Raw genomic sequence first — 21208 nt, forward strand, 5'->3', positions numbered from 1 at the left:
CGACAGCCGGCCCCGCCGCGCTGGGCCACACTGCGCGCATGTCCCAAGCCCCGAGTTCTCCAGGCCGACGCCGGCGCCTCTACCTGATGCGCCACGGCGAGGTCTGCTACTTCGATGCGGCCAGCGGCCGCCCGGTGCTGCCCGAGCAGGTGAGCCTCACGGCCCATGGCGAGGCCCAGGCCCGCGCGGCCGGCGCCTACCTGCGCGAGCAGGGTGTGCGACTGGACCGCGCCATCATCTCGGGCCTGCCGCGCACCGCCCAGACGGCGGCCCTGGTGCTGCAGGCCTCCGGCCACGAGGCGCTGCGGCCCGAGGCGTGGCCTGAGTGGGAGGAGATCCGCGGCGGCCGGCTGTCGGCCATCGCGCCGTCCGAGTTGCGGCAGGCCTTCTGCGGGCTTCACCAGGGGCATGTGCCCGAGGACCGGCGCTTCCTGGCCGGGGAGTCCGTGGGGGAGTTCCTGGACCGCGTCCTGCCGGCCCTGCAGCGCCTGCGCGCCGATCCGCACTGGGACAGCGCCCTGCTGGTGCTGCACGGCGTGGTCAATGCCGCCCTGCTGTCCCACGCCCTCAGCGCCGGGCAGCGCCTGCTGTACGGCAGCCTCATGCAGAGCCCGGCCTGCCTCAATGTGATCGACATCGGCGAGGCGCCCGGCGACTGGGTGCTGCGCGCCCTGAACATCGCGCCACTGGATGGCCTGCGGCACGAGGACCGTCTGACCACCATGGAGCACCTGCTGGCGCAGTACCAGCACTACCTGGCTCTGCGCCGTGCGCAGGAGCCCTCGACCAGGGAACAACCATGATCCGCGTGATGGGCCTCTACCACTGGGCCGACGGCGCCCGCTTCGACGCCGCCGTCTATGCCGGCGAACATGCCGCCCTGACCCGCCGCCTGCTGACGCCCCTGGGCCTGCAGCGCCTGGAGCTGGCCCGCTTCCTGGGGTCCGCTGCGCCCCGGCCCGGCGAGCTGATCGCCGCCACCTTTGCCGACTTCCCCGACCTCGCCAGCGCGCAGGCCGCCCTGGCGGCGGCCGGTCCGGAGCTGGCTGCGCATGTGAGCCGTTATTCCAGTCTTCAGCCGCAGATCCGCCTGTGCGAGCTGCTGGCCTGAGTCTTCCCGTCTTACCCAAGGACCCGCCATGAACTTCGACTACAGCCCCAAGGTCCAGGCCTACCGCGAGCGCCTGCTGGCTTTCTTCGATCAGCACATCTATCCCAACGAGCGCCGCTTCCACGAGGAGGTGGAGGCCAACCGCCGCGCCGGCAATGCCTGGGTGCCCACCCGACTCATCGAGGAACTCAAGCCCCTGGCCCGCGCCGCCGGGCTGTGGAACCTCTTCCTGCCGCAGTCGGACCGCGCGCCGGAAGGGCTGTCCAACCTCGAGTACGCGCCGCTGTGCGAGATCATGGGGCGGGTGTCCTGGGCGCCGGAGGTCTTCAACTGCTCCGCGCCCGATACCGGCAATATGGAGACCATCGAGCGCTACGGCAGCGAGGCCCAGAAGGACCGCTGGCTGGAGCCCCTGCTGCGCGGCGAGATCCGCTCGGCCTTCCTGATGACCGAGCCCGAGGTGGCGTCCTCCGATGCCACCAACATCCAGTGCCGCATCGAGCGCCAGGGCGACGAGTACGTGATCAACGGCACCAAGTGGTGGTCCAGCGGCGCCGGCGATCCGCGCTGCGCCCTCTACATCGTGATGGGCAAGACCAATCCGGACGCCGGCCGCCACGAGCAGCAGTCCATGGTGCTGGTGCCGGCCGATGCGCCGGGCGTCACCGTCAAGCGCGCCCTGCCGGTCTTCGGCTATGACGACGCGCCGCACGGCCACATGGAGATCGAACTGGAGAACGTGCGCGTGCCCGTCTCCAGCATCCTGCTGGGCGAGGGCCGCGGCTTCGAGATCGCCCAGGGGCGCCTGGGCCCGGGGCGCATCCACCATTGCATGCGCTCCATCGGTGCGGCCGAGCGGGCGCTGGAGCTGATGTGCCAGCGCGCCGTCGCCCGCGTGGCCTTCGGCAAGACGCTGGCGCAGCAGACGGTGACGCAGGAGCGCATTGCCGAGGCCCGCTGCCTGATCGAGCAGTCGCGCCTGCTGACGCTCAAGGCCGCCTACATGATGGACACCGTGGGCAACAAGGTCGCCAAGGCCGAGATCGCGATGATCAAGATCGTGGCGCCGAACATGGCGCTGAAGGTCATCGACTGGGCCATCCAGGTCCATGGCGGCATGGGCGTCTCCGATGACACCCCGCTGGCCATGATGTGGGCCCATCAGCGCACGCTGCGCTTCGCGGACGGCCCCGACGAGGTGCACCGCAATGCCCTGGCCAAGCTGGAGCTGGCCCGGCACATGAAGCTCCCCTCAGACAAGGTGTCGATGCCGGTGACGCGCGGCGCCTGAGGCCGCTCCCCCTAAGGTTGGGGGCCTGGTCGGGGCTTGCCCATCTGGGCAGAGGCAGGGCTTGTCCCTAGGATGCCGGCTTTGCCCGGCCTGCCGCTTCGGCCCCTCCCGCCCCATGACCCCCCGCCCTGCCAACGTCCCCCCGCGCCGCCACCCACGGATGCGCTGGCATGCCGCCCTGCGCGGCACGCAGGACCTGCTGCTGCGCAAGGGCATGGCCGTGCTGCTGCTGGCCTGCCTGCTGCTGCAGCTGGGCTGCTTCGTGAGCGGTCTGCGCGCACAGTCCCTGGGCGAACCCGTGCTGGGCTGGGCCATCGCCGGCATGGCGCCGGGCCTGCTGGCCGCCGTGCTGGGCCTGTTGATGCTGGCCCAGGGGCGCCACCAGATCCAGCGCGCCTACGACCAGCTGGAGGAGGCCATCGACGCGCTGCCCGCCAGCGTCGAGATCTTCGATGCCGACGACCGCCTGGTCGCCTACAACCGCAAGCTGATCGAGATCTACCCGCACATGTGGGGCGCCTTCGACCGCGGCGCCAGCTTCCAGGAGATGGCGCGGGCCTCGGCCTACAGCGGCGGTGTGCCCGAGGCGCGGGGCCGCGAGGAAGCCTGGCTCGCCGAACGCCTCGCCCAGCGCGGCCAGCAGGTCGAGCCCCTGCTGCAGCGCGTGCATGACAACAAGTGGCTGCGCATCCACGAGCAGCGCACGGCCTCGGGCGGCATCGTGGGCGTGCGGCTGGACGTCAGCGACCTGGTCCAGGAGCAGCAGCGCCTGGCCGCGAGCCAGGCCCATCTGCAGGCCGTGATCCAGGCCGCGCGCAATGCCATCATCACCCTGGACACCGATGGCCACATGCTCGAGGTGAACCCCGCCTGCGAGGCCCTGTTCGGCTACACGGCCGGCGAGCTGCAGGGCGCGCACCTGGGCATGGTGCTGGACAGCGGCGAGCGCGGCGAGTCCCGCCTGCAGCCCCAGCTGCTGCTGGGCCGTCAGCACGAGCTGAACGGCCGTCACCGCGGCGGCACCGTCCTCGCCCTGCAGCTCAATGTGGCCGAGGTGAAGACGGCCACCACCCATCTCTTCGTCTGCATCATCGCGGACTTCACCGAGCGCAAGCGCCAGGAGCTGCGCCTGCGCCAGGCCAACGAGCTGCTGGCCCGCCAGTCCACGACCGATGGCCTGACCCGCGTCGGCAACCGCCGCCTCTTCGACGAGCTGCTGCGCCAGGCCTGGCAGCGCAGCCAGCTGCAGCAGCAGCCGCTGTCCCTCCTGCTGCTGGATATCGACCATTTCAAGCAGTACAACGACTGCCACGGTCACGTGGCCGGCGACGACTGCCTGCGCCGCGTGGCCAGCCTGCTGCAGTCCTGCGTGGCCGAGGCCGTGCTGTGCCGCTACGGCGGCGAGGAGTTCGCGGTACTGCTGGAGGAGGTGGACGCCAGCGAGGCCCGCCAGATCGCCCAGCGCTGCCTGGACAGCCTGCGCCTGGCGGCCATCCCCCACGGCGCCAGCCCCCAGCGCGGCGGCGTGACCCTCAGCATCGGCCACGCCACGCGCGTGGCCCAGGCCGGCGAGGACGGCGGCCTGCTGGTCGAGCTGGCGGACGCGGCGCTGTATGCGGCCAAGCGCAACGGGCGGGCGCGGCTGGTGAGCGACAGCCGCTGCGCCTGAGGAGGTGACGGCGGTGACGGCGGCGGCATGGCGCGGCGGGCTGCGTGGGCGGCACAATCCGAGCCCATGAGCACCAGCGACCTCGACTTCATCCGCCAGCAGATCCGCACCGTGCCCGACTGGCCCAGCGCGGGCGTGCAGTTCCGGGACATCACGCCCCTGCTGTCCAGCCCCAAGGCCTTCCGGGTGCTGATCGACCAGTTCGTGCACCGCTATTTCGATGCCCGCCCCACGGCCATCGCCGGCCTGGATGCGCGCGGCTTCATCATCGGCTCGGTGCTGGCCTATGAGCTCAACATCGGCTTCGTGCCCATCCGCAAGAAGGGCAAGCTGCCCTTCACCACGGTGCAGGAGAGCTACGAGCTGGAGTACGGCAGCGCCACGGTGGAGATCCACACCGATGCCGTGGGCCCGCAAGACCGCGTGGTGCTGATCGACGACCTCATCGCCACCGGGGGCACCATGCTCGCCGGCCTGCGCCTGCTGCAGCGCCTGGGCGCCGAGGTGATCGAGGGCGCGGCCATCGTGGACCTTCCGGAGCTGGGCGGCTCCGACCGCATCCGCGCGGCCGGCCTGCCCTTGCACACGCTGGTGAGCTTCGAGGGGCACTGAGCGCCCCGGCGGCGGCGCAGCCCGCGGGCCGCGCTCCGGCTCAGCCCCAGCGGCTGCTGAGCTTCCAGCGCAGGTCCAGGGCGGCGGGCCTCAGCGTCACCTCCAGCACCTCGGCCGGCAGCGGCGCCTGGCTGGGCAGCAGGTCCAGGGCCGGGGCCAGCAGGGCCAGCAGCGTCTTCATCTGCAGCAGGGCGGCATAGCGGCCGGGGCAGGTGCGCGCGCCGGCGCCGAATGGCATGGACGACGCGCAGGGCGCCTGGCCGTCCACGGCCAGCCAGCGCTCGGGGCGGAAGTCGTGGCGGTCCTCGGGGCCCAGCTTCAGGGCGCTGTAGCGGTTGAGGGTCATCAGGCCGGCGCCCTTGGGCACGAGCACGCCGCCCACCACCTGGTCCTCGGCGGCCTGGAACATCAGCAGGCTGATCACCGGCTTCAGGCGCTGCGACTCCTGGATCAGGGCTTCGGCGTAGGGCAGGCGGCGCAGGCTGTCGTAGTCGGGGCCGTGGGCGGGACCGTCTTCGGGGCAGGCCTGGGCGATCTCCGTCTGCAGCTGCTGCCAGGCGCCGGGGTGGCGGCTGGCCAGGGTCATCAGCCAGGCCAGCGAATGGGCGCTCGTGTCCTCGCCGGCAAAGACCAGCTCGGTGAGCAGGCGCACCAGCTGCTCGTCGGACAGCTCGATGGGCCGCTCGCCCGCCTCGGGCCGGGCCTGGGCGATCAGCAGGGCGTCCAGCAGGTGGCGTGGCGTGGCCTCGGGCTGGGCGGCGCGGTGGGCCCGGGCCTGCTCGACGATGGGCAGCAGGGCCTGGCGCACGCGCTCGATGGCGGCGTCGACGGCCCGCTCCGGGGCGGTCTTGAACCAGCGCCACAGGGGCACCGTCGCGTTGATGCGGCGCCAGACCTGGCTGATCAGGAATTCGATGTCGGCCTGCAGCTGCAGGCTGCCGGCGCCGGGCTGGCCCCGCCCGTCATGGCCGGCGCCCAGGTCCACGCCCATGGCCAGGGCCACGCCCACTTCCAGCGAGAAGCGCGGCAGGTCGCGCGCCAGGTCCGGCTGCTGCCCCTGGCGCAGGGCCGCGACCCAGCTCTCGCGCCAGCGCTGGCCGATGGCCAGCAGGCGCGGATGGAAGCCGCGCAGCATCTCGGGCGTGAAGGCCCGCACCGTCAGGCGGCGCAGGGCCTGCCAGCGATCGCCCTCGCTCATGAAGAGGCCGTCCACGCCCAGCTCCTGGCAGACGCGGCGCGTCGTGGGGCTGCGCAGCACGCGCTGGGGGCGCCGCCGCATGACGTCCTGGGCCAGTTGGTGGTCAGCCACGACCAGCACGGGGCGCCGGCCCAGCTGCAGGCGGTACAGGGCGCCATGCGTGCCGGCCCAGCACTCCAGCTGCTGCTGCAGCCGGCGGCGGTCCAGGATGGGCAGGTGGCCCAGCAGCGGCCAGCCGGGCGGTCCGCCCAGCTCGCGCAAGGGCTGGGCCGGGCTGCCGAAGGCGGCGGGCCGGGGCAGGCCGAAGTCGGCGGGACCCGGTCGCGGTCCAGGCTCCGTGGCGTCACGGGTGGGTTTCATGTCTCTCTCCCTCGTTGTGGCGCGATGGTAGTAGCGCTCCGAGGACGTGGCCTGGGGGCAGACCCTCAGGCTGTGAGCAAATGAAAGGACCCGTGCGAGCGATGGAGCGCTGCGGGATCAGACACGGCGCAGGGCGGGGGTCAGGACTTGCCCCGACCCGCGGGCGCACAAGGGTCCGCGTTTTTCATGCTTGGCGCCTCGGAGCATCGGCCTTACGCTGCCCCGTCTGGGTGACCTGGCCGCCGTGGCGGATCACCCGCAGCCAGGAGCCCTGAATGACCGATTCCCGCCATGCCTCCGCACCGCGCCTCAGCGCTGCCGACTTCAGCCCCGACATCCTCCGACTCTTCGACCGCTATGTGCATGGCGACGCCAGCCGCCGCGACTTCCTCGACGCCGCCCAGCGCCTGCTCGGCAGTGCGGCCGCCGCAACGGCCACGCTGGCGGCGCTGAGCCCGCGCTTTGCCGCGGCCCAGCAGGTGAAGCCGGACGATGCACGCCTGCGCTCGCGCTGGCTCAGCATCGACTCGCCCGCCGGCCATGGCACCGTGCGCGGCCTGCTCGCCGCGCCGGCCCAGGCCAAGGGGCCGCTGCCGGCCGTGCTGGTGGTGCATGAGAACCGCGGGCTGAATCCGCATATCGAGGACATCACCCGCCGTCTCGCGCTCGAGGGCTTTCTGGCCTACGCCCCGGACGCGCTGCAGAGCCTGGGCGGCTATCCGGGCGACGAGGACCAGGCCCGCGAGCGCTTCGCCAGGCTGGATCCGGTCAAGGTGCGCGCCGACTTCGTGGCCGCCGCCCAGGCGCTCAAGGCCCTGCCGGAGAGCACGGGCGCGCTGGGCGTGGTGGGCTTCTGCTTTGGCGGCAGCATCGCCAACTACCTGGCGACCCAGCTGCCCGAGCTGCGCGCCGCTGTGCCCTTCTACGGCGGCCAGCCGCCGGTGGAGGACGTGCCCCGCATCAAGGCCAGCCTGCTGATCCACTACGCCGGCCAGGATGAACGCATCAACGCCGGCTGGCCGCGCTACGAGGCCGCCCTGAAGGCGGCCGGCGTGCACTACGAGGCCCATGTCTACGAAGGCACGCAGCACGGCTTCAACAACGACACCACGCCGCGCTTCGACCCCCAGGCCGCTGCGCTGGCCTGGTCACGGACGCTGGCGTTCTTCAAGAGCCGGCTGGGCTGACGGCCGACGTGAGGTCGGTCCGCCGGCTGAGTCCGCCGGCTCAGTCCGGCGGCTCAGTCCCCCGGCTCAGTCCCCCGGCGGCGCAGGCCATGGGCCCAGCGGTACAGCAGCGGCAGCACCAGCAGGGTCAGTGCCGTGGAAGACACGATGCCGCCGATGACCACGGTGGCCAGCGGCCGCTGCACCTCGGCGCCCGTGCCGGTGGCCAGCGCCATGGGCACGAAGCCCAGCGAGGCCACCAGGGCCGTCATCAGGACGGGCCGCAGGCGGGTGAGGGCGCCGTCGCGGACGGCCGTCTCCAGCGCCAGGCCTTCCTCGCGCAGCGAGCGGATGCAGGCGATCATCACCAGGCCATTGAGCACCGCCACACCCGAGAGCGCGATGAAGCCCACGCCCGCCGAGATCGACAGCGGGATGCCGCGCAGCCAGAGCGCGACGAGGCCGCCGCTCAGCGCAAACGGGACGCCGGTGAAGACCAGCAGGCCGTCCCGGACGTTGCCGAACATCGCGAACAGCAGGACGAAGACCAGCAGCAAGGCCACCGGGACCACGAGCTGCAGCCGCGCCGTCGCCGACTCCAGCTGCTCGAAGGTGCCGCCCCAGCTGATCCAGTAGCCGCTCGGCAGCTTGAGCTGCTCCTGCAGGCCGGCCTGCGCCTGCGCCACGAAGGAGCCGATGTCGCGGCCACGCACATTGGCCGTCACCACCACCCGGCGCTTGCCCTGCTCGCGGCTGATCTGGTTGGGGCCGGGCGCGATCTCGAAGGCGGCGACCTCACTCAGCTGCACATAGCCCCCGCCCGGCAGACGCAGCGGCAGCCGCTTCAGGGCGTCGAGGTCCCCGCGGATGCGCTCGGGCAGGCGCACCTGGATGTCGAAGCGCCGGTCGCCCTGGAACACAAAGCCGGCCTCGCGCCCACCGATGGCCGTCGCCGCGGTGTCCTGCACATCGGCCATGCTCAGGCCCAGGCGCGCCAGCTGGCTGCGGTCGATCTGCAGCGTCAGCATCGGCAGGCCCGCCGTCTGCTCGACCTTGACGTCGGCCGCGCCGGGCACGGCCTTGAGCAGGCGGGCGATCTGCTCGGCCGAGGCTTCCATGACCGCCATGTCGTCGCCGAAAACCTTGACCGCCACGTCGCTGCGCACGCCGGAGATCAGCTCGTTGAAGCGCATCTGGATGGGCTGGGTGAACTCGTAGTTGTTGCCGGGCAGCTGCGACACCGCCGCCTGCAGCGCGGCCATCAGGGAGGCCGTGCTGCGCCGGGGGGCCGGCCACTGGCTGCGCGGCTTGAGCATGATGAAGGTGTCGGCGACGCTGGGCGGCATGGGGTCGGTCGCGATCTCGGCCGTGCCGAGCTTGGCGAAGACCTTGTCCACCTCGGGGAAGCGCTGGATGACGTGCTCCAGCTCCACCTGCATGGCCACCGCCTGGCTGAGGCTGGTGCCGGGAATGCGCAGGGCATGCAGGGCGATATCGCCCTCGTCGAGGCTGGGAATGAACTCGCTGCCCAGGCGCGTGGCCAGCAGGCCGCTCAACATCACCGTCACGCCGGCCACGGTCAGCACCAGCGGCCTGTGGGCCAGGCTCCAGTCCAGCAGGGGCGCATAGGCCCGCCGCGCCCAGGCCGTCAGGCGGTTCTCCTTCTCGTCGACCCTGTCGCCGATCAGCAGGGCGACTGCTGCCGGGATGAAGGTCACCGACAGCAGCAGAGCGCCCAGCAGCGCGGCCACGACCGTGAAGGCCATGGGCTGGAACATCTTTCCCTCGACCCCGCCCAGCGCAAAGAGGGGCAGATAGACCACCATGATGATCAGCTGGCCGAACAGCAGCGGGCGGCGCGCCTCGCGTGCAGCGGCAAAGACCTCGGCCAGGCGCTCGCTGCGGCTCAGGGCCCGGCCGGCTGCCGCTTGCGCATGGGCCAGCCGGCGCACGCAGTTCTCGACGATGACCACGGCCCCGTCGACGATGATGCCGAAGTCCAGCGCGCCCAGACTCATCAGATTGGCGCTGACCTTGTTGCCCACCATGCCGGTGAAGGTGAACAGCATGGACAGGGGGATCACGGTGGCGGTGATCAGCGCTGCGCGGACATGGCCGAGGAACAGGAACAGGATGGCGACGACCAGCACGGCGCCCTCGATCAGGTTCTTCCTGACCGTGGCAATGGCCTTGTCGATCAGGACGGTGCGGTCATAGACGGTCTGCGCGACCACGCCGGCCGGCAGGCTGCGGTTGATCTCCGCCAGCTTGCGGTCCACGGCCTGCGACACCTTGCGGCTGTTCTCGCCCATCAGCATGAAGACCGTGCCCAGCACCACCTCGCGGCCGTTCCCGGTGGCCGCGCCGGTGCGCAGCTCCTGGCCCAGGCCCACCTCGGCGAGATCCCGCACCCGCACCGGCACGCCCCGGGCGTGCCCGACGACGATGTCCTCGATGTCCTCCAGGCTGCCGACCTGGCCCGGCGCGCGGATCAGGTACTGCTCGCCGCGCCGCTCGATGTAGCCGGCCCCGACGTTGGCATTGTTGCGCTCCAGCGCCTGCACCAGGTCGGCCAGCCCCAAGCCGTAGGCCACGAGCTGGTCGGGACGCGGGGCCACCTGGTACTCCCGGACGTGGCCGCCGATGGTGTTGATCTCGGTGACGCCGGGGACATTGCGCAGCTGCGGCTTGACGATCCAGTCCTGGATCTCGCGCAGGTCGGTGGGGGTGTAGGGTGTCCCGTCCGGCTTGAGCGCGCCGTCTCTGGCCTCGACCGTCCACATGTAGATCTCGCCGAGCCCCGTGGCGATCGGGCCCAGGCTCGGGCTCAGGCCGGCAGGGAGCCGGGCCTTGACCTCCTGGATGCGCTCCCCGACCAGCTGCCGGGCGAAGTAGAGGTCGGTCCCTTCCTTGAACACCACGGTCACCTGCGAGAGACCGTAGCGCGACAGCGAGCGGGTCTGCTCCAGCCGGGGCAGGCCGGCCATCGCGGTCTCGATGGCGAAGGTCACGCGCTGCTCGGCTTCCAGCGGTGAATAGCCGGGGGCCTCGGTGTTGATCTGGACCTGCACATTGGTGATGTCCGGCACGGCGTCGATGGGCAGTCGCTGGTAGCTGAACACGCCCAGGGCGGCCATGCCCAGCACGGCCAGCAGGACCAGCCCGCGCTGGTCGATGGCAAAGCGGATGATTCTCTCGAACATGGCGGGCCCTCAGTGGTCGTGCTCGGCACCGGCCTTGCCGATGTCAGCCTTGATCAGGAAGCTGTTCCTGGCGGCGTAGGCCTCACCGGCGTTCAGCCCCTTGAGCACCTCGACGAAGCGGCCATCGCTGCGTCCCAGCTCGACCGGCCGCGCCTCGAACTGCTGGCCGTAGCGTCCGAAGACGGTGGCCCGCGCGTTCAGCGTCTGGACCGCCTCCACGCGGACGGCCACGGGCACTTGCGCCTCGTCGCCCGTGAGCGTCACCTGGACCGGCAGCCCGGGCCGCCACAGGCCCTTGGGATTGGCCAGCACCACGCGGGCGACGGCACTGCGGCTCTGCTCGCCGATCAGGGCCCCGACATGGCTCAGCCGGCCCTGCGCCTGCGCCTCGAAGGCGGAGGCCTTGACGAGGGCGCTGGCACCGCTGCTCAGCTGGCCCAGGTCCCTGGCCGGCACGGCCAGCTCGACCCACACGCTGGACAGGTCCGCGACCTGGAAGATCGGCGCATCGTCCTTCAGGGCCTCACCGACGCTGATCTTCTTCTCGATGACGACGCCGTCGATGGGGGCGCGGATCTCCAGCCGCGTCAGCCCCTGCGTCGTGGTGGTCGCCGCGGCGCCCAGGGCGGCCAGCTTCTGGCGTGCGCTCTCCGCGGCGATCTCGGCTTCCTCGAAGGCCTGGCGGGCCTGCAGGTAGTCCTGCTCTGCGCTGATCCGGTCCTCCCACAGCCGCTTCTCGCGCTCGTGGCTGACGCGGGCCTGCGCCAGGCGCTTCTCTGCGGCGAGCCGCTCGCTGCGCAGGTCGGCCAGGGCCTGGCTGGAGAGCACGGCCAGCACCTGGCCGCGGCGGACGCGGTCCCCCGCATTGGCCGTCACGGATTCGACACGGCCCGCCAGGCGCGGTGTCACCAGCACGCTGCGGTCCTGGTTGAGCTTCACCTCGCCCAGCAGCTGCAGCGAGCTCGCCAGGCGGGCCGGCCCGGCCGTGGCGATCTCGATGCCGTTCTGCCGGAGCTGGGCATCGCTGAGCGGCACCCGCCCCTCGACCTGCTCGAAGCCGAAGGCGTAGTCCTTGCCTGCCGCGCGGGCGTGGAGGGCCACCTCGAAGGAATGCGGCTCCGCGACCACGCCGGCGCCCTTCAGATAGTCCTTCTCCGGGCTGAAGCGAAAGGTCTCGGCCGCCCGGCCCAGGCGCTGCAAGGTCACCGTCACGCTGGCGTCTGTCGGGGCCATCGGCTGCCCGTCCCGGTACAGGTAGACGCGGAACTCCGGTTCCACACCTGTCTCGAAAATCGTCAGCTCCAGGCCGAAGCCCTCTTGCGTGAACAGCTTGCCGCCGTGGGGGCCGCTCCGTGGGCCGGCCTGCGGCAGCTCGTCAGGGTGCGCCCTGTCCGTGCTGCCTGTCTTGCCGTGTGGCTCGTCGGCAGGGGCCGCGTTCTCCGCATGGCCGTGGGCGTCGCCGGCCGGCCTCGACCGGTCCGTCCTGAGGATGGCAATGCCCAGCAGCACGCCCACCGCCAGCACGGCGGCGATGGCCACCGGCGTCTTCCTGTTCTTGATCGTTTCCATCATCACGTCACTCCGGCTTGGCTTCGGGGGGCTGGGTCGGGCGGCCCAGCAGGCGGTCCAGGTCTGCCGCGGCGCGGAAGGCCTCGGCGCTGTCTCGCCACAGCTGGCGGCGCAGCTGGAACAGCGTGCGCTGGGCATCGAGCACATCCAGGAAGGCGAACTTGCCGAGCTCGTAGCCCTTGAGCGCCGCGTCATAGGCGGACAGGGCCGTGGGCAGCGCCTCCTCGCCCAGCAGCCGGACCTGGTCCCGGCTCAGCCTGAGCCGCTCCAGGGCCAGCGCGAGCTCGGTCTGCAGGCGCAGCGAGGTGGCGCTCAGCGCTTCGCGGGCCTGCGCCTCGCGGCGCAGCGCCTCCAGCAGCGGGCCCTGCTGGCCGTCATGCACGGGCAAGGGGATGGAGAGGCCCACGACCGCCTGCGTCTGGCCGCGCTCGGCGTCGCGCCTGGCGCCCAGGGTGAGCGTCAGGTCCGGCACGCGGCGGGCACGCTCGACGTCGACGAGGGCCTGCCGGCGGGCGACCTCCAGGCGGGCCAGCTGCAGCGCGGGCGCGTCGGCCAGCCACAGCGCCACCTCCTGCTCGGACGGCAGCGCTGGCAGCGCCTGCGCTTGCGAGCTGGCATGGCCGATGGCCTGCGGCGGCTGGGCCCAGTGGGCGGCCAGGCGCTGACGAGCCAGCAGCCGCTCGCTCTGCGCCTGGGCCAGCTCGCTGCGCGCGGCCGCCTCGGCCACCCGGGCCCGGGCCGGCTCCAGCGGCGCGACCTTGCCCGCCTGGAGCCGCCTGGCCGCCGCCGCGGCGGCGCTGCGGGCCAGGTCCAGCGAGGACAGGGCCAGCCGCTCCTGCTCCTGCGCCGCCACCAGCTCGAAGTAGGCCGCCGTCACCGTGGCCCGCAGTTCGTTGCGTCGCGCCTGCAACGCCACCGCGGCCTGGGCCCGGACCTGTTCGGCGACGGCCATGAGGGCCGCGCGCTTGCCGCCCAGTTCGATGGCCTGGGACAGCTGCAGGGTGCTGGTGCGGGTGGCACGATCCCGGCCTTCCAGCAGCACCCCCAGCTCGGGATTGGGCCGGGCGCCGGCCTGCAGCGCCGCCGCCTCCACGGCCTGCAGCTCGAGCCGGGCGGAGGCCAGCTCCGGGTTGTGTGCCTCAGCCAGGCGCAGCGCCTCGGCCAGGCTCAGGGACGGGGCCAGGACGGCGCCTGCCGACGGAACAGGTGCCGGCAAAGGCCGGGGCATGGGGTCAGGGCTCGCGGCCAGCGCGCAAGCGCCGGACAGGAGCAGGGCCAGCGCGCCCAGGGGCGCCGGCAGGGCATTCATCAAGCCTGGAACAGGGCTTTGCATCGAACTCTCCAAGGTTGCAGGACACAACGAGGGACGGTTCGGCGCAGCCGGTGCCGACCGGACAGGCGGCACCACGCTGGATCAGCGTGCGAGGGAAGTCAGGCGGCGCGCCGAATCAGGCGCGCAGCCAGTCGGGGCGTTCGAGCCCTGAGGGGATGTGGGACTTGTGACGCTCGGCGGTGGCCGGCGCGGGCAGGGCCGCTGGGGCCGTCGCCGGCTGGGCCAGGGCCAGGGCCGGCGTGGCGCAGCCCGCGTGATGGCAATGGCAATGACCCAGCTCGCAGGCATGGGATGGCTCGCCGGGACTGCCCGCATGGGCGGTGTCCACCACGAGCTGCATCGCCACCGGCCCTTCGTCAGCCGGCCCTTGCTTGCCGGCCAGCTCGCCCACGCAGCACAGCGCCGCGCCCGCCCAGGACAGCTGGGCGGCCACCATGAGCGTCAGGACCAGGACGAAGAAGCGGCGCATGGGCGGCAGTATATCGATGGCTCAGGGTTTCGCCGGGGTGTCTGGCGTGCGCCAGCGTTTCGATGAGCGCCTCCCGGTCGAGCTGCGCCGCGCGCGGGCCACGCGCATGCCAGGGGCAGCTCGTGGACGCGAGCCTGAACGGGGCCTTCAAGCGCTGGCCGCCCCGCTGATCGCTGAAGCGGGACCCGTGCCATGCCGGGTGTGGTCTCCGGTGAGTTCGAGTTCGCTGCTCAGGGCGCCCACAACTGCCTCGCCCACGACGCCTTCTGCGCCGCCTCCACCCCGTAGGCTTGCGGCGAGCGGCCGTGCGGCAGGCAGGCGGTCCCGAACAGCACATCCCAGATCATCAGGAGCTGGCCGAAGTTCGCATGCGGCGGCCGCCCGTGCTCATCGACCAGCGCATGGTGGGCGCGGTGCGTCGAGGGCAGCTGGACGAGGCGTTCCAGCACACGGCCCATGGGCGCAAGCCAGCGGTGGTGAAACAGCCAGGCGTCCCAGGCAAAGGCGCTGTGGATGAGCACGTTGGCCAGGCCGAAGATCAGCTGCCCGACCATCACCAGCTCTGCGCCGCCCAGGGCGACCAGGGCGCCCGCCAGCCACAGGTCCGGCATCAGCAGGAAGTAGACCCAGTTCTCGCGGTACGAAACGCTGATGCTCATCGCTGTGGCGGTGTGGTGGGTCTTGTGAAGCCGCCAGAAGAAGGGCGAGCTGTGGGCCAGGCGGTGATAGCCGTAGTGCAGCAGGTCCGCCAGGAGCACATAGGCCGGGACCGCCCAGATCAGCGGCCACGAGGCCAGGGGCGTCCGGACCGGGGCGAGCCCGTGCATCGCCTGCGCCGCCATCCACACGATGGCCGGCTTGATGAGCCCGGCGAACTGGGCGAGGCTCAGCGCGTCCACCCACAGCTCCTCGCGGGGGCGTCCGCCCGTCAGGCGCCCGGCCAGAGCCTCCAGTGAGCCGAGGACAAGCATCAGGCCTGTGACGGCCCAGACTTCCAGGTGTTCCATGCCGATCTCCTTTTCTGCGGGGATGGGCGGCAATCTAGGAGATGGGCAGCGTCCTGACTTGAACGGTTTTGCGATCCGCAGCCTGCGAGGGCGGGAGTCCGAAGACGCGGGTACAGGTGCGCCAGAGATGCGAGGAATCGGCGAAGCCGGCGGCGTGAGCGATGGCGGTGGCATCCATGGGGCCGCCGAGCAGGTCCATGGCGGCCCGTAGCTTGCGCCAGAGCAGGAACTGGCGCAGGGACAGCCCGACCTCCCGCTTCATCCAGCGCGCGTGTGCCGCCGTCGTGCCGGGGTAGCGCCGGGAAAAGGCCGGCCAGACGGACTCCGCCTGGGCGGCATGGCCAGGTTCGCCCAGTCCGTCCAGAAGGTCCAGCAAGGCCCGCAGTTTCGGGCTGCCGTCCACGGGGCCGTACTGCCCGAAGTGCCTCAGCAGCTGGGCCAGCCACTGGTCCAGCCCCAGGGCATGGGGCAGGGTCAGGGCTTGCCTGGCCCAGTCGGCACTCAGGGCGGGCTCGATGGCCATCGTCTGCTTACCCCGGACCTGGGACCAGTCGAGGAAGCGCCGGTAGAGCGCATGCCCTGGTTCCACCGTCACGCTGATGTGCGGGCAAGCTCGAAGAAAGCGACGCCGCAGACCCGGCGCCAGCACCACGGCACGCAGGCCGGGGTGCACCTGGCCTTCGATGTCGAGATCCATGGCCTGGTCCATCGCCAGCAGGACCGTCACGCCGGGGCGCGCATTGAAGCCCGTGGGCAGGGACTGGGCGAGCACCACGAAGCAGGCGCGGCCGAGCAGCAGGGCGCTGCGGGCGCTCAGGGTGTTGAGGGCGTTCAAGGCGGCGTCCCTGTGCATCAAGCACCGCTGGCGGTGCCGCCGGCGGCCGGATGCTGCGCCGTCTGCAGACGCCCCAGCCCCATCAGCGTCCCGAAGGCCAGCAGGCCCAGCGCGGTGGTGAGCCAGAGGGCCTGCCCCTGCCAGCGGTCCAGCGCGAGGCCGAACAGCCACGGCGCGAAGGCCTGGGCGACGCGCGCCGGCAGCATCAACAGACCCTGCCGATGGCCGTAGCCTTGTGCGCCGAAGATCACCAGCGGCAAGGTGCCCTTGGCGATGGTCAGCACGCCATTGCCTGCCCCATGCAGGATGCCGAATGCCGCCCCCGCCGGGCCACCGAGGATCAGAAGACCGAGCGCGCCCAGCGGGTGCGCCAGCGTGGCCAGGCGAGCCGACAGCAGCGGATGCACGCGGCGCAGGAATCCAAACTCGAACAGGCGCGCGGCCACCTGCGAGGGACCGATCAGTGCAGCAATGGCCACGGCACCCGCCACCCCAATGCCGAAGCCCTGGAGCAAGCGCGGGAAGTGCGCGGCCATGGCGGTGCTGGTGAACCAGGTCGTGGCGAACACCAGGGACAGGGCCAGTACGGGGCCCAGGCCCGGCTCGGGGGTGGCCGCCGGCTCATCTGAATCGCCCCGGCTCGGGCCGGCTGCATCGTGTGCCGCTTCGGCCCGCGGCAGGCTCAGGTTCAGGGGCAGCCCCACCAGCACATGCAGCGCGGCCCAGGTCCAGCAGGCCTCGCGCCAGCCCCACTGCGCGCTCAGCCAGGCACTCAGCGGCCAGCCCACCGTGCTGGCGAAGCCGGCGATGAGGGTGATGCCGGTGATCATCTGGCGGGACTCCAGCCGATGCAGGCGGACCAGCGTCGCGAAGGCGGCCTCGTACAGCCCGCTGCCCATCGCGAGGCCCATGACCACCCAGGCCAGCAGCAGGCTGGTGAAGCCCGTGCTCGTCGCCATCAGCGCCAGGCCGGCCGCGAAGAGGCCGCTGGTGGCGGCGAGCACGCGCCGGCCGCCTTGCTGGTCGATCATCCGCCCCGCATGCGGGCCGACCAGTGCCGACACCACCAGGGCCACCGAGAAGGCCGCGAAGATGTCGGGTGCGGCCAGCCCCAGCGAGCGGGCCATGGGCTGGGCCAGCATCGCCGGGAGATAGTAGGACGAGGCCCAGGCCAGGGTCTGGGCCAGGCCCAGCGCGATGACCGTCGTGGTGCGGCGCTGGCGCATGCTCAGCCGCAGCACCGGGCGGCAGGCGCTGCCGCTTCCCGGGTGGGCTTGGGGCCGCAGCAGGACGCGCGTGCCGGGGCAGTGACCGAGAGGGGTGAGACCACCTCGGCAGGCGCCTCGGCGGCAGGCCTCTGCTCGGCCGGGGCGCCGCAGCAGGCGCTGCTGCCTGCATCCGCCTCGGCGGCGTCGAGGGAGCACACGCCCGTCTCCGGCAGATCCAGCTCGACCCGGTCGGCAGCCTCCAGGTCACCCGCCAGCGCGGCGACGACGGAGCGCGCCTGTTCGAAGCCGGTGGCCATCAGAAAGGTCGGCGCACGGCCATAGCTCTTCACGCCCACGGTGTAGAAGCCCGGCTCCGGGTGCGACAGCTCGCGATGGCCGTGCGGCCGCACGGTGCCGCAGCTGTGCAGGTTCGGGTCGATCAGCGGGCCCAGGGCCTCGGTGGACTCCAGCCAGGGATCGAGCTTGAGGCGCAGCTCGCTGCCGATGCGCAAGTCGGGGCGCTGGCCGGTGGCGCAGATGATCTCGTCGATGCCGGGCACCTCGATGGGCCGCTGCTGCGCATCCGTGCCCAGGACGGTCAGCTGGCCCGAGGCCTCCCGGCGGACCTCGGTGATGCGCAGGCCGCTGAAGAACTCCATCTCCGCGCTCTCGCGCAGGCGCTGCAGCGCGCTGCCGAGCTCGCCGCGCGCAGGCAGCGCATCCGCACTGCCACCGCCGAAGACGCGTTGCAGCGAGGGCGAGCGCACCGCCCATGCCAGCCGGGTGCCCGGGGCCTGCCGGGCCAGCTCGGCCAGGTACAGCAGGGCGTTGGCCGCCGAGTGCCCGGCGCCCACCACCAGGGTCCGCTTGCCCGTGTAGCGCAGGCGCTGCGTGCCGAGCACGTCGGGGATGCCATGGAAGATCTGAGACGCCGCTGCCGCCTCACCGAGCGCCGGCAGGCCATTGGCGCCCAGGGGATTGGGCGTGCTCCAGGTGCCTGTGGCGTCGATGACGGCGCGGGCGCGCAAGCTCTGCTCGCGCCCGTCCTGCACATAGCGCACGACAAAGGCGGCCTGGTCTCTCCCGGTGCTCTTGACCTTGTCGTAGCCCTCTCGGCTGAGGGCGGTCACGCGGGCCCCGAGCTTCAAGGCGCGAGCCACCGCAGGCAGTGCTGCGAAAGGCTTCAGCACGCGCTCGACCACCTCGGCCGCGAGCGGCAGTTCAGCGTCAGGTGGAGCCATCCAGCCGGTCGGCGCCAGCAGCCGGGCCATGCTGGCGTCGATGTTGTACTGCCAGGGGGAGAACAGGCGCACATGGCCGTAGTCCTGGAGATGGGAGCCCACCTCACGCCCGGCTTCCAGCACCACGAAGGGCAGGCCGCGCTCGATCAGCTGGGCTGCCGCGGCCAGGCCCACCGGGCCTGCGCCGAGCACGGCGACGGGCAGACCGTCCTGCGCCTTCGGCAGCTCACGCAGGGTCAGGCTCATGAAGGCGGCGCAGGCCGGGCAGGCGCCCTGGAACTCGGCCGAGGCCTTGAGGGCCGCCGGCGCCTCCGCCAGCGTGCCGCGCTTGAAGCCGTACTGCGCGAAGTACTCCGGCGCGGTGACGGTCAGCAGGTGCAGCGAGGCGATGTCCCGGGCGCGCGCCTGCTGCAGCAGGGTCTGCAGCATCAGTCGGCCGATGCCCTTCTTGTGCAGCCCCGGGGCCACGGCCACGGAGCGCAGCAGCGCCACGGCGCCATAGACCTCGGCGCCGGCACAGCCGACGACCTCGCCGTTCGAGACGGCCAGCACATAGGTCGCGAGGTGCTCGCGAGCCCCTTCGGTGGGGAGCTTGTTGGCCAGCAGCAGGGCCTCGATGGCGGGCCAGTCGGAGGCGCCGGCCTGGCGAAGGGAGACGGGGTTCAGCAGCATGATGGTTTGTCCTTGACGTTCTTGACGTCCTTGGCCTCGGGCGGCGGGAGGCAGCACATCGCCGCCTGGTCTTCCCGCAGGGCCTGAAGCAGCAGCAACAGGGATTGCTCGACGGCAGCGCGCTGGCGCTCACCCAGGCGGTCCAGCAGCTGGTCCGCGTGGGCGTCGAGCGTGTGATTCAGCTCACGGACGGTGCGCACGCCGTCGGCGGTGAGCGTGACGAGCCAGCTCCTTGCGTCGGACGGGTTCGGCTCCTTGGTCACCCAGCCACGGGCTGCCATGGCTTCCACCGCGCGCGACACCCAGCTCTTCTCCAGGCTGACCCGCGTGCCCAGCTCCGACAGCGGCAAGGGCCCGGAGCGCGCCAGCTCGGTCAGCAGGTGGCACTGGGTGCTGGTGGTGCGACAGCAGTCCGCGACCACGCGCTGCGCCCGCGTGTAGAGGCGAGCCACTTCGCGCAGCAGGCTGCCAGGGCTGGACGTGGAGGGAGCTGATGCTTGAGGCATGTGGGTGTGTATAGCAACGACTTGAGCGCACGATAGGAAGCTCCGTACAGGTTGTCAATAGCAACTATCTGGACCAAGAAAACGGGGCTGCGGCCCCGTGCGTCAGGGGGTCAGGTCTTGTGGGCCTGCCTCGGTTCTTCATCCGAGTCCCGAGCCGATGCGCCCCTGGGCAAGAGCAGGCGCGCCACGCCGACGGCAAGCCCCGCGCCCACTAGTTGCGCCAGCACAAAGCCGGGTGCGCTGGCGGGGGCGATGCCAGCGAAGCTGTCGCTGAACATGCGACCGAACACCGCGGCGGGATTGGCAAATGACGTGGAGGCCGTGAACCAGTAGGCCGCCCCGATGTAGGCGGCGACGAGGGACGAGGCCCGGCCGGCCGGCGCGCGCAGGATCACCAGCAACAGCCCGAAGGTGGCCACGGCTTCGGCGATCCACTGCCCCGTGCCGCCCCTCAGCTTGCCCGACCACTGCAGGATGCTCAGGTCGAACATGGCATGCGCCAGCCAGGCACCCATCATGGCGCCGAGCAGCTGGACCAGCACGTAAGGCCCGAGAAGGCCCATGGGCAACTCGCCTCGGGCGGCCATCACCAGCGACACCGCCGGATTGAAGTGCGCGCCGCTGAGCGGGCCGAACACCTCGATGAGGACATAGAGGCCGCCCACCGTGGCCGCCGTATTGGCCAGCAGCGCGAGGGCCACGTTGCCGCCGGCCAAGTGCTCGGCCATGATGCCGGAGCCGATCACCACGGCCAGCAGCAGCGCCGTGCCCAGGCCTTCGGCCAGCAGCTTCTGAGAGGGGCTTGCAGTCATGGCGTGCGTCTCAGCTCTTGGCGATAGCGTTTAGAGCCGCCAGCAGTTCGGGCTTGCCCAGGGTCTCAAGCGGCAGCGCCAGCAGTTGCAGCATGCGATAGCCAATCGCCTGGCGGGTCAGCTCGAAGGCGCGGCGCTTGCCCTCGTCGCCCCCTTCGGCATTGGAGGGATCGGGGTAGCCCCAGTGCACCTTCACCGGCTGGCCCTGGCCGCCGAAGAAGACCGGGCACTGCTCGGCCGCCGCGCTGTCGCAGACGGTGATCACGATGGACAGCGGCGGCGCCTCGGGCGTGGTGAACTCGTCCCAGCTCTTGCTGCGGTAGCCGCTGACGTCGACACCTGCGTTGCTCAGGGCCTCGAGCGCGAAGGGGTTGAGGCGGCCGCTGGGCGCGCTGCCGGCGCTGAAGGCCTTCACGTCCTTGCCCAGCCTGGCGGCGAGATGGTTCAGCATGCCCTCGGAGAGCACGCTGCGGGCGGAGTTGTGGGTGCAGAGGATGAGGACGTTGGTGGTCATGAGTCGGACTTGGGTGGGTCGCGGGGCTGCCGGCGCAATGCGCTCGCTCAGCAGGCGCAATGGTTCGACGAGGCGGGCAGGCAGGCCTCGCCCTGGCAGCAGTTCTCCGTGAGAAAAGCCAACAGCTCGTTCATGTGTTCGAAGGCGGCGCGGTACACCACATTGCGGCTGATCCGCTCCTGCGTCACCAGACCGGCATGGCTCAGCTCCTTCAGGTGGAAGGACAGGGTCGCAGCTGGCACCTCCAGCGCTTGCGCAAGCGCGCCAGGCGTCAGGCCTTGTGGGCCTGCAACGACCAGCAGACGGAACACCTTGAGCCGATGGGCTTGCGCCAGGGCCGCGAGGGAACGGACGACTTGTTGCTCTTCCATAGGTTGATAATTCTATAGAATTGGAAATATTGACGCAAGACAAGGCGCAGGCCCGACCGCT

At 71.5% G+C, this 21208-nt stretch carries 19 protein-coding genes; 6 read left to right on the forward strand and 13 right to left on the reverse strand.

Annotated elements, in window-relative coordinates; all coding sequences use genetic code 11:
- Positions 1-38: 38 nt before the first annotated feature.
- From O9Y01_RS08735 to O9Y01_RS08755, 5 genes are all read left to right on the forward strand, one after another.
- Positions 39-803 carry a histidine phosphatase family protein gene (locus tag O9Y01_RS08735; protein ID WP_269631169.1) on the forward strand — a complete coding sequence of 255 codons (765 nt, stop codon included), beginning with the start codon at positions 39-41 and terminating at the stop codon, positions 801-803.
- Entirely contained in the window at positions 800-1111 is a 312-nt protein-coding gene (locus O9Y01_RS08740; protein ID WP_269631171.1) for an EthD family reductase, read from the forward strand. The genes O9Y01_RS08735 and O9Y01_RS08740 overlap by 4 nt, the downstream gene beginning before the upstream one ends.
- A 28-nt stretch (positions 1112-1139) precedes the next feature.
- Positions 1140-2402: an acyl-CoA dehydrogenase family protein gene (locus O9Y01_RS08745; RefSeq protein WP_269631172.1), complete on the forward strand. Its 1263-nt coding sequence runs from the start codon at positions 1140-1142 to the stop codon at positions 2400-2402.
- Between the two features lie 160 nt (positions 2403-2562).
- Positions 2563-4071 carry a sensor domain-containing diguanylate cyclase gene (locus tag O9Y01_RS08750; RefSeq protein WP_269631174.1) on the forward strand — a complete coding sequence of 503 codons (1509 nt, stop codon included), beginning with the start codon at positions 2563-2565 and terminating at the stop codon, positions 4069-4071.
- A 66-nt stretch (positions 4072-4137) separates the two neighbouring features.
- Positions 4138-4683, forward strand: coding sequence for an adenine phosphoribosyltransferase (locus O9Y01_RS08755; protein WP_269631175.1), 546 nt, complete (start codon positions 4138-4140; stop codon positions 4681-4683).
- A 40-nt stretch (positions 4684-4723) separates the two neighbouring features.
- On the opposite strand, the gene O9Y01_RS08760 is transcribed toward O9Y01_RS08755, so the two are convergent.
- Positions 4724-6241: a cytochrome P450 gene (locus O9Y01_RS08760; protein WP_269631176.1), complete on the reverse strand. Its 1518-nt coding sequence runs from the start codon at positions 6239-6241 to the stop codon at positions 4724-4726.
- A 275-nt stretch (positions 6242-6516) separates the two neighbouring features.
- On the opposite strand from O9Y01_RS08760, the gene O9Y01_RS08765 reads away from it, so the two are divergent.
- Entirely contained in the window at positions 6517-7428 is a 912-nt protein-coding gene (locus tag O9Y01_RS08765) for a dienelactone hydrolase family protein (RefSeq protein ID WP_269631177.1), read from the forward strand.
- Between the two features lie 53 nt (positions 7429-7481).
- On the opposite strand, the gene O9Y01_RS08770 is transcribed toward O9Y01_RS08765, so the two are convergent.
- From O9Y01_RS08770 to O9Y01_RS08825, 12 genes are all read right to left on the reverse strand, one after another.
- Entirely contained in the window at positions 7482-10610 is a 3129-nt protein-coding gene (locus O9Y01_RS08770) for an efflux RND transporter permease subunit (RefSeq protein ID WP_269631178.1), read from the reverse strand.
- Positions 10611-10619: 9 nt separating this feature from the next.
- Positions 10620-12179 (reverse strand): efflux RND transporter periplasmic adaptor subunit, encoded by a 1560-nt coding sequence (locus O9Y01_RS08775; protein ID WP_442952740.1) that lies wholly within the window; start codon positions 12177-12179, stop codon positions 10620-10622.
- A 7-nt stretch (positions 12180-12186) separates the two neighbouring features.
- The gene (locus O9Y01_RS08780; protein WP_269631181.1) at positions 12187-13512 is read right to left on the reverse strand and encodes a TolC family protein; all 1326 of its coding nucleotides are present in this window, start codon (positions 13510-13512) and stop codon (positions 12187-12189) included.
- Positions 13513-13627: 115 nt separating this feature from the next.
- Complete coding sequence (locus tag O9Y01_RS08785; protein ID WP_269631182.1) at positions 13628-13981, reverse strand: hypothetical protein; 354 nt, start codon at positions 13979-13981, stop codon at positions 13628-13630.
- 230 nt (positions 13982-14211) lie between these two features.
- A complete protein-coding gene (locus O9Y01_RS08790) occupies positions 14212-14988 on the reverse strand; it encodes a sterol desaturase family protein (protein ID WP_269631183.1) in 777 nt (258 codons plus the stop codon).
- 34 nt (positions 14989-15022) lie between these two features.
- Positions 15023-15823 carry a helix-turn-helix domain-containing protein gene (locus O9Y01_RS08795; protein WP_269631184.1) on the reverse strand — a complete coding sequence of 267 codons (801 nt, stop codon included), beginning with the start codon at positions 15821-15823 and terminating at the stop codon, positions 15023-15025.
- Between the two features lie 17 nt (positions 15824-15840).
- Positions 15841-17049 carry an MFS transporter gene (locus O9Y01_RS08800; protein WP_269631186.1) on the reverse strand — a complete coding sequence of 403 codons (1209 nt, stop codon included), beginning with the start codon at positions 17047-17049 and terminating at the stop codon, positions 15841-15843.
- A gap of 2 nt (positions 17050-17051) precedes the next feature.
- On the reverse strand, positions 17052-18944 hold the full coding sequence (arsN2, locus tag O9Y01_RS08805) for an arsenic resistance N-acetyltransferase ArsN2 (RefSeq protein WP_269631187.1): 1893 nt from the start codon (positions 18942-18944) through the stop codon (positions 17052-17054).
- Positions 18935-19450 carry a MarR family winged helix-turn-helix transcriptional regulator gene (locus O9Y01_RS08810; RefSeq protein WP_269631188.1) on the reverse strand — a complete coding sequence of 172 codons (516 nt, stop codon included), beginning with the start codon at positions 19448-19450 and terminating at the stop codon, positions 18935-18937. Before O9Y01_RS08810 ends, arsN2 begins: the two co-directional genes overlap by 10 nt.
- 110 nt (positions 19451-19560) lie before the next feature.
- Positions 19561-20262, reverse strand: coding sequence for an aquaporin (locus O9Y01_RS08815; RefSeq protein WP_269631189.1), 702 nt, complete (start codon positions 20260-20262; stop codon positions 19561-19563).
- A gap of 10 nt (positions 20263-20272) precedes the next feature.
- A complete protein-coding gene (locus tag O9Y01_RS08820; protein WP_269631190.1) occupies positions 20273-20776 on the reverse strand; it encodes an arsenate reductase ArsC in 504 nt (167 codons plus the stop codon).
- 47 nt (positions 20777-20823) lie between these two features.
- On the reverse strand, positions 20824-21147 hold the full coding sequence (locus tag O9Y01_RS08825) for an ArsR/SmtB family transcription factor (protein ID WP_269631191.1): 324 nt from the start codon (positions 21145-21147) through the stop codon (positions 20824-20826).
- Positions 21148-21208 lie beyond the last annotated feature (61 nt).

Source organism: Pelomonas sp. BJYL3 (assembly GCF_027257975.1).
Taxonomy (GTDB): Bacteria; Pseudomonadota; Gammaproteobacteria; order Burkholderiales; family Burkholderiaceae_C; genus Roseateles_B; species Roseateles_B flavus.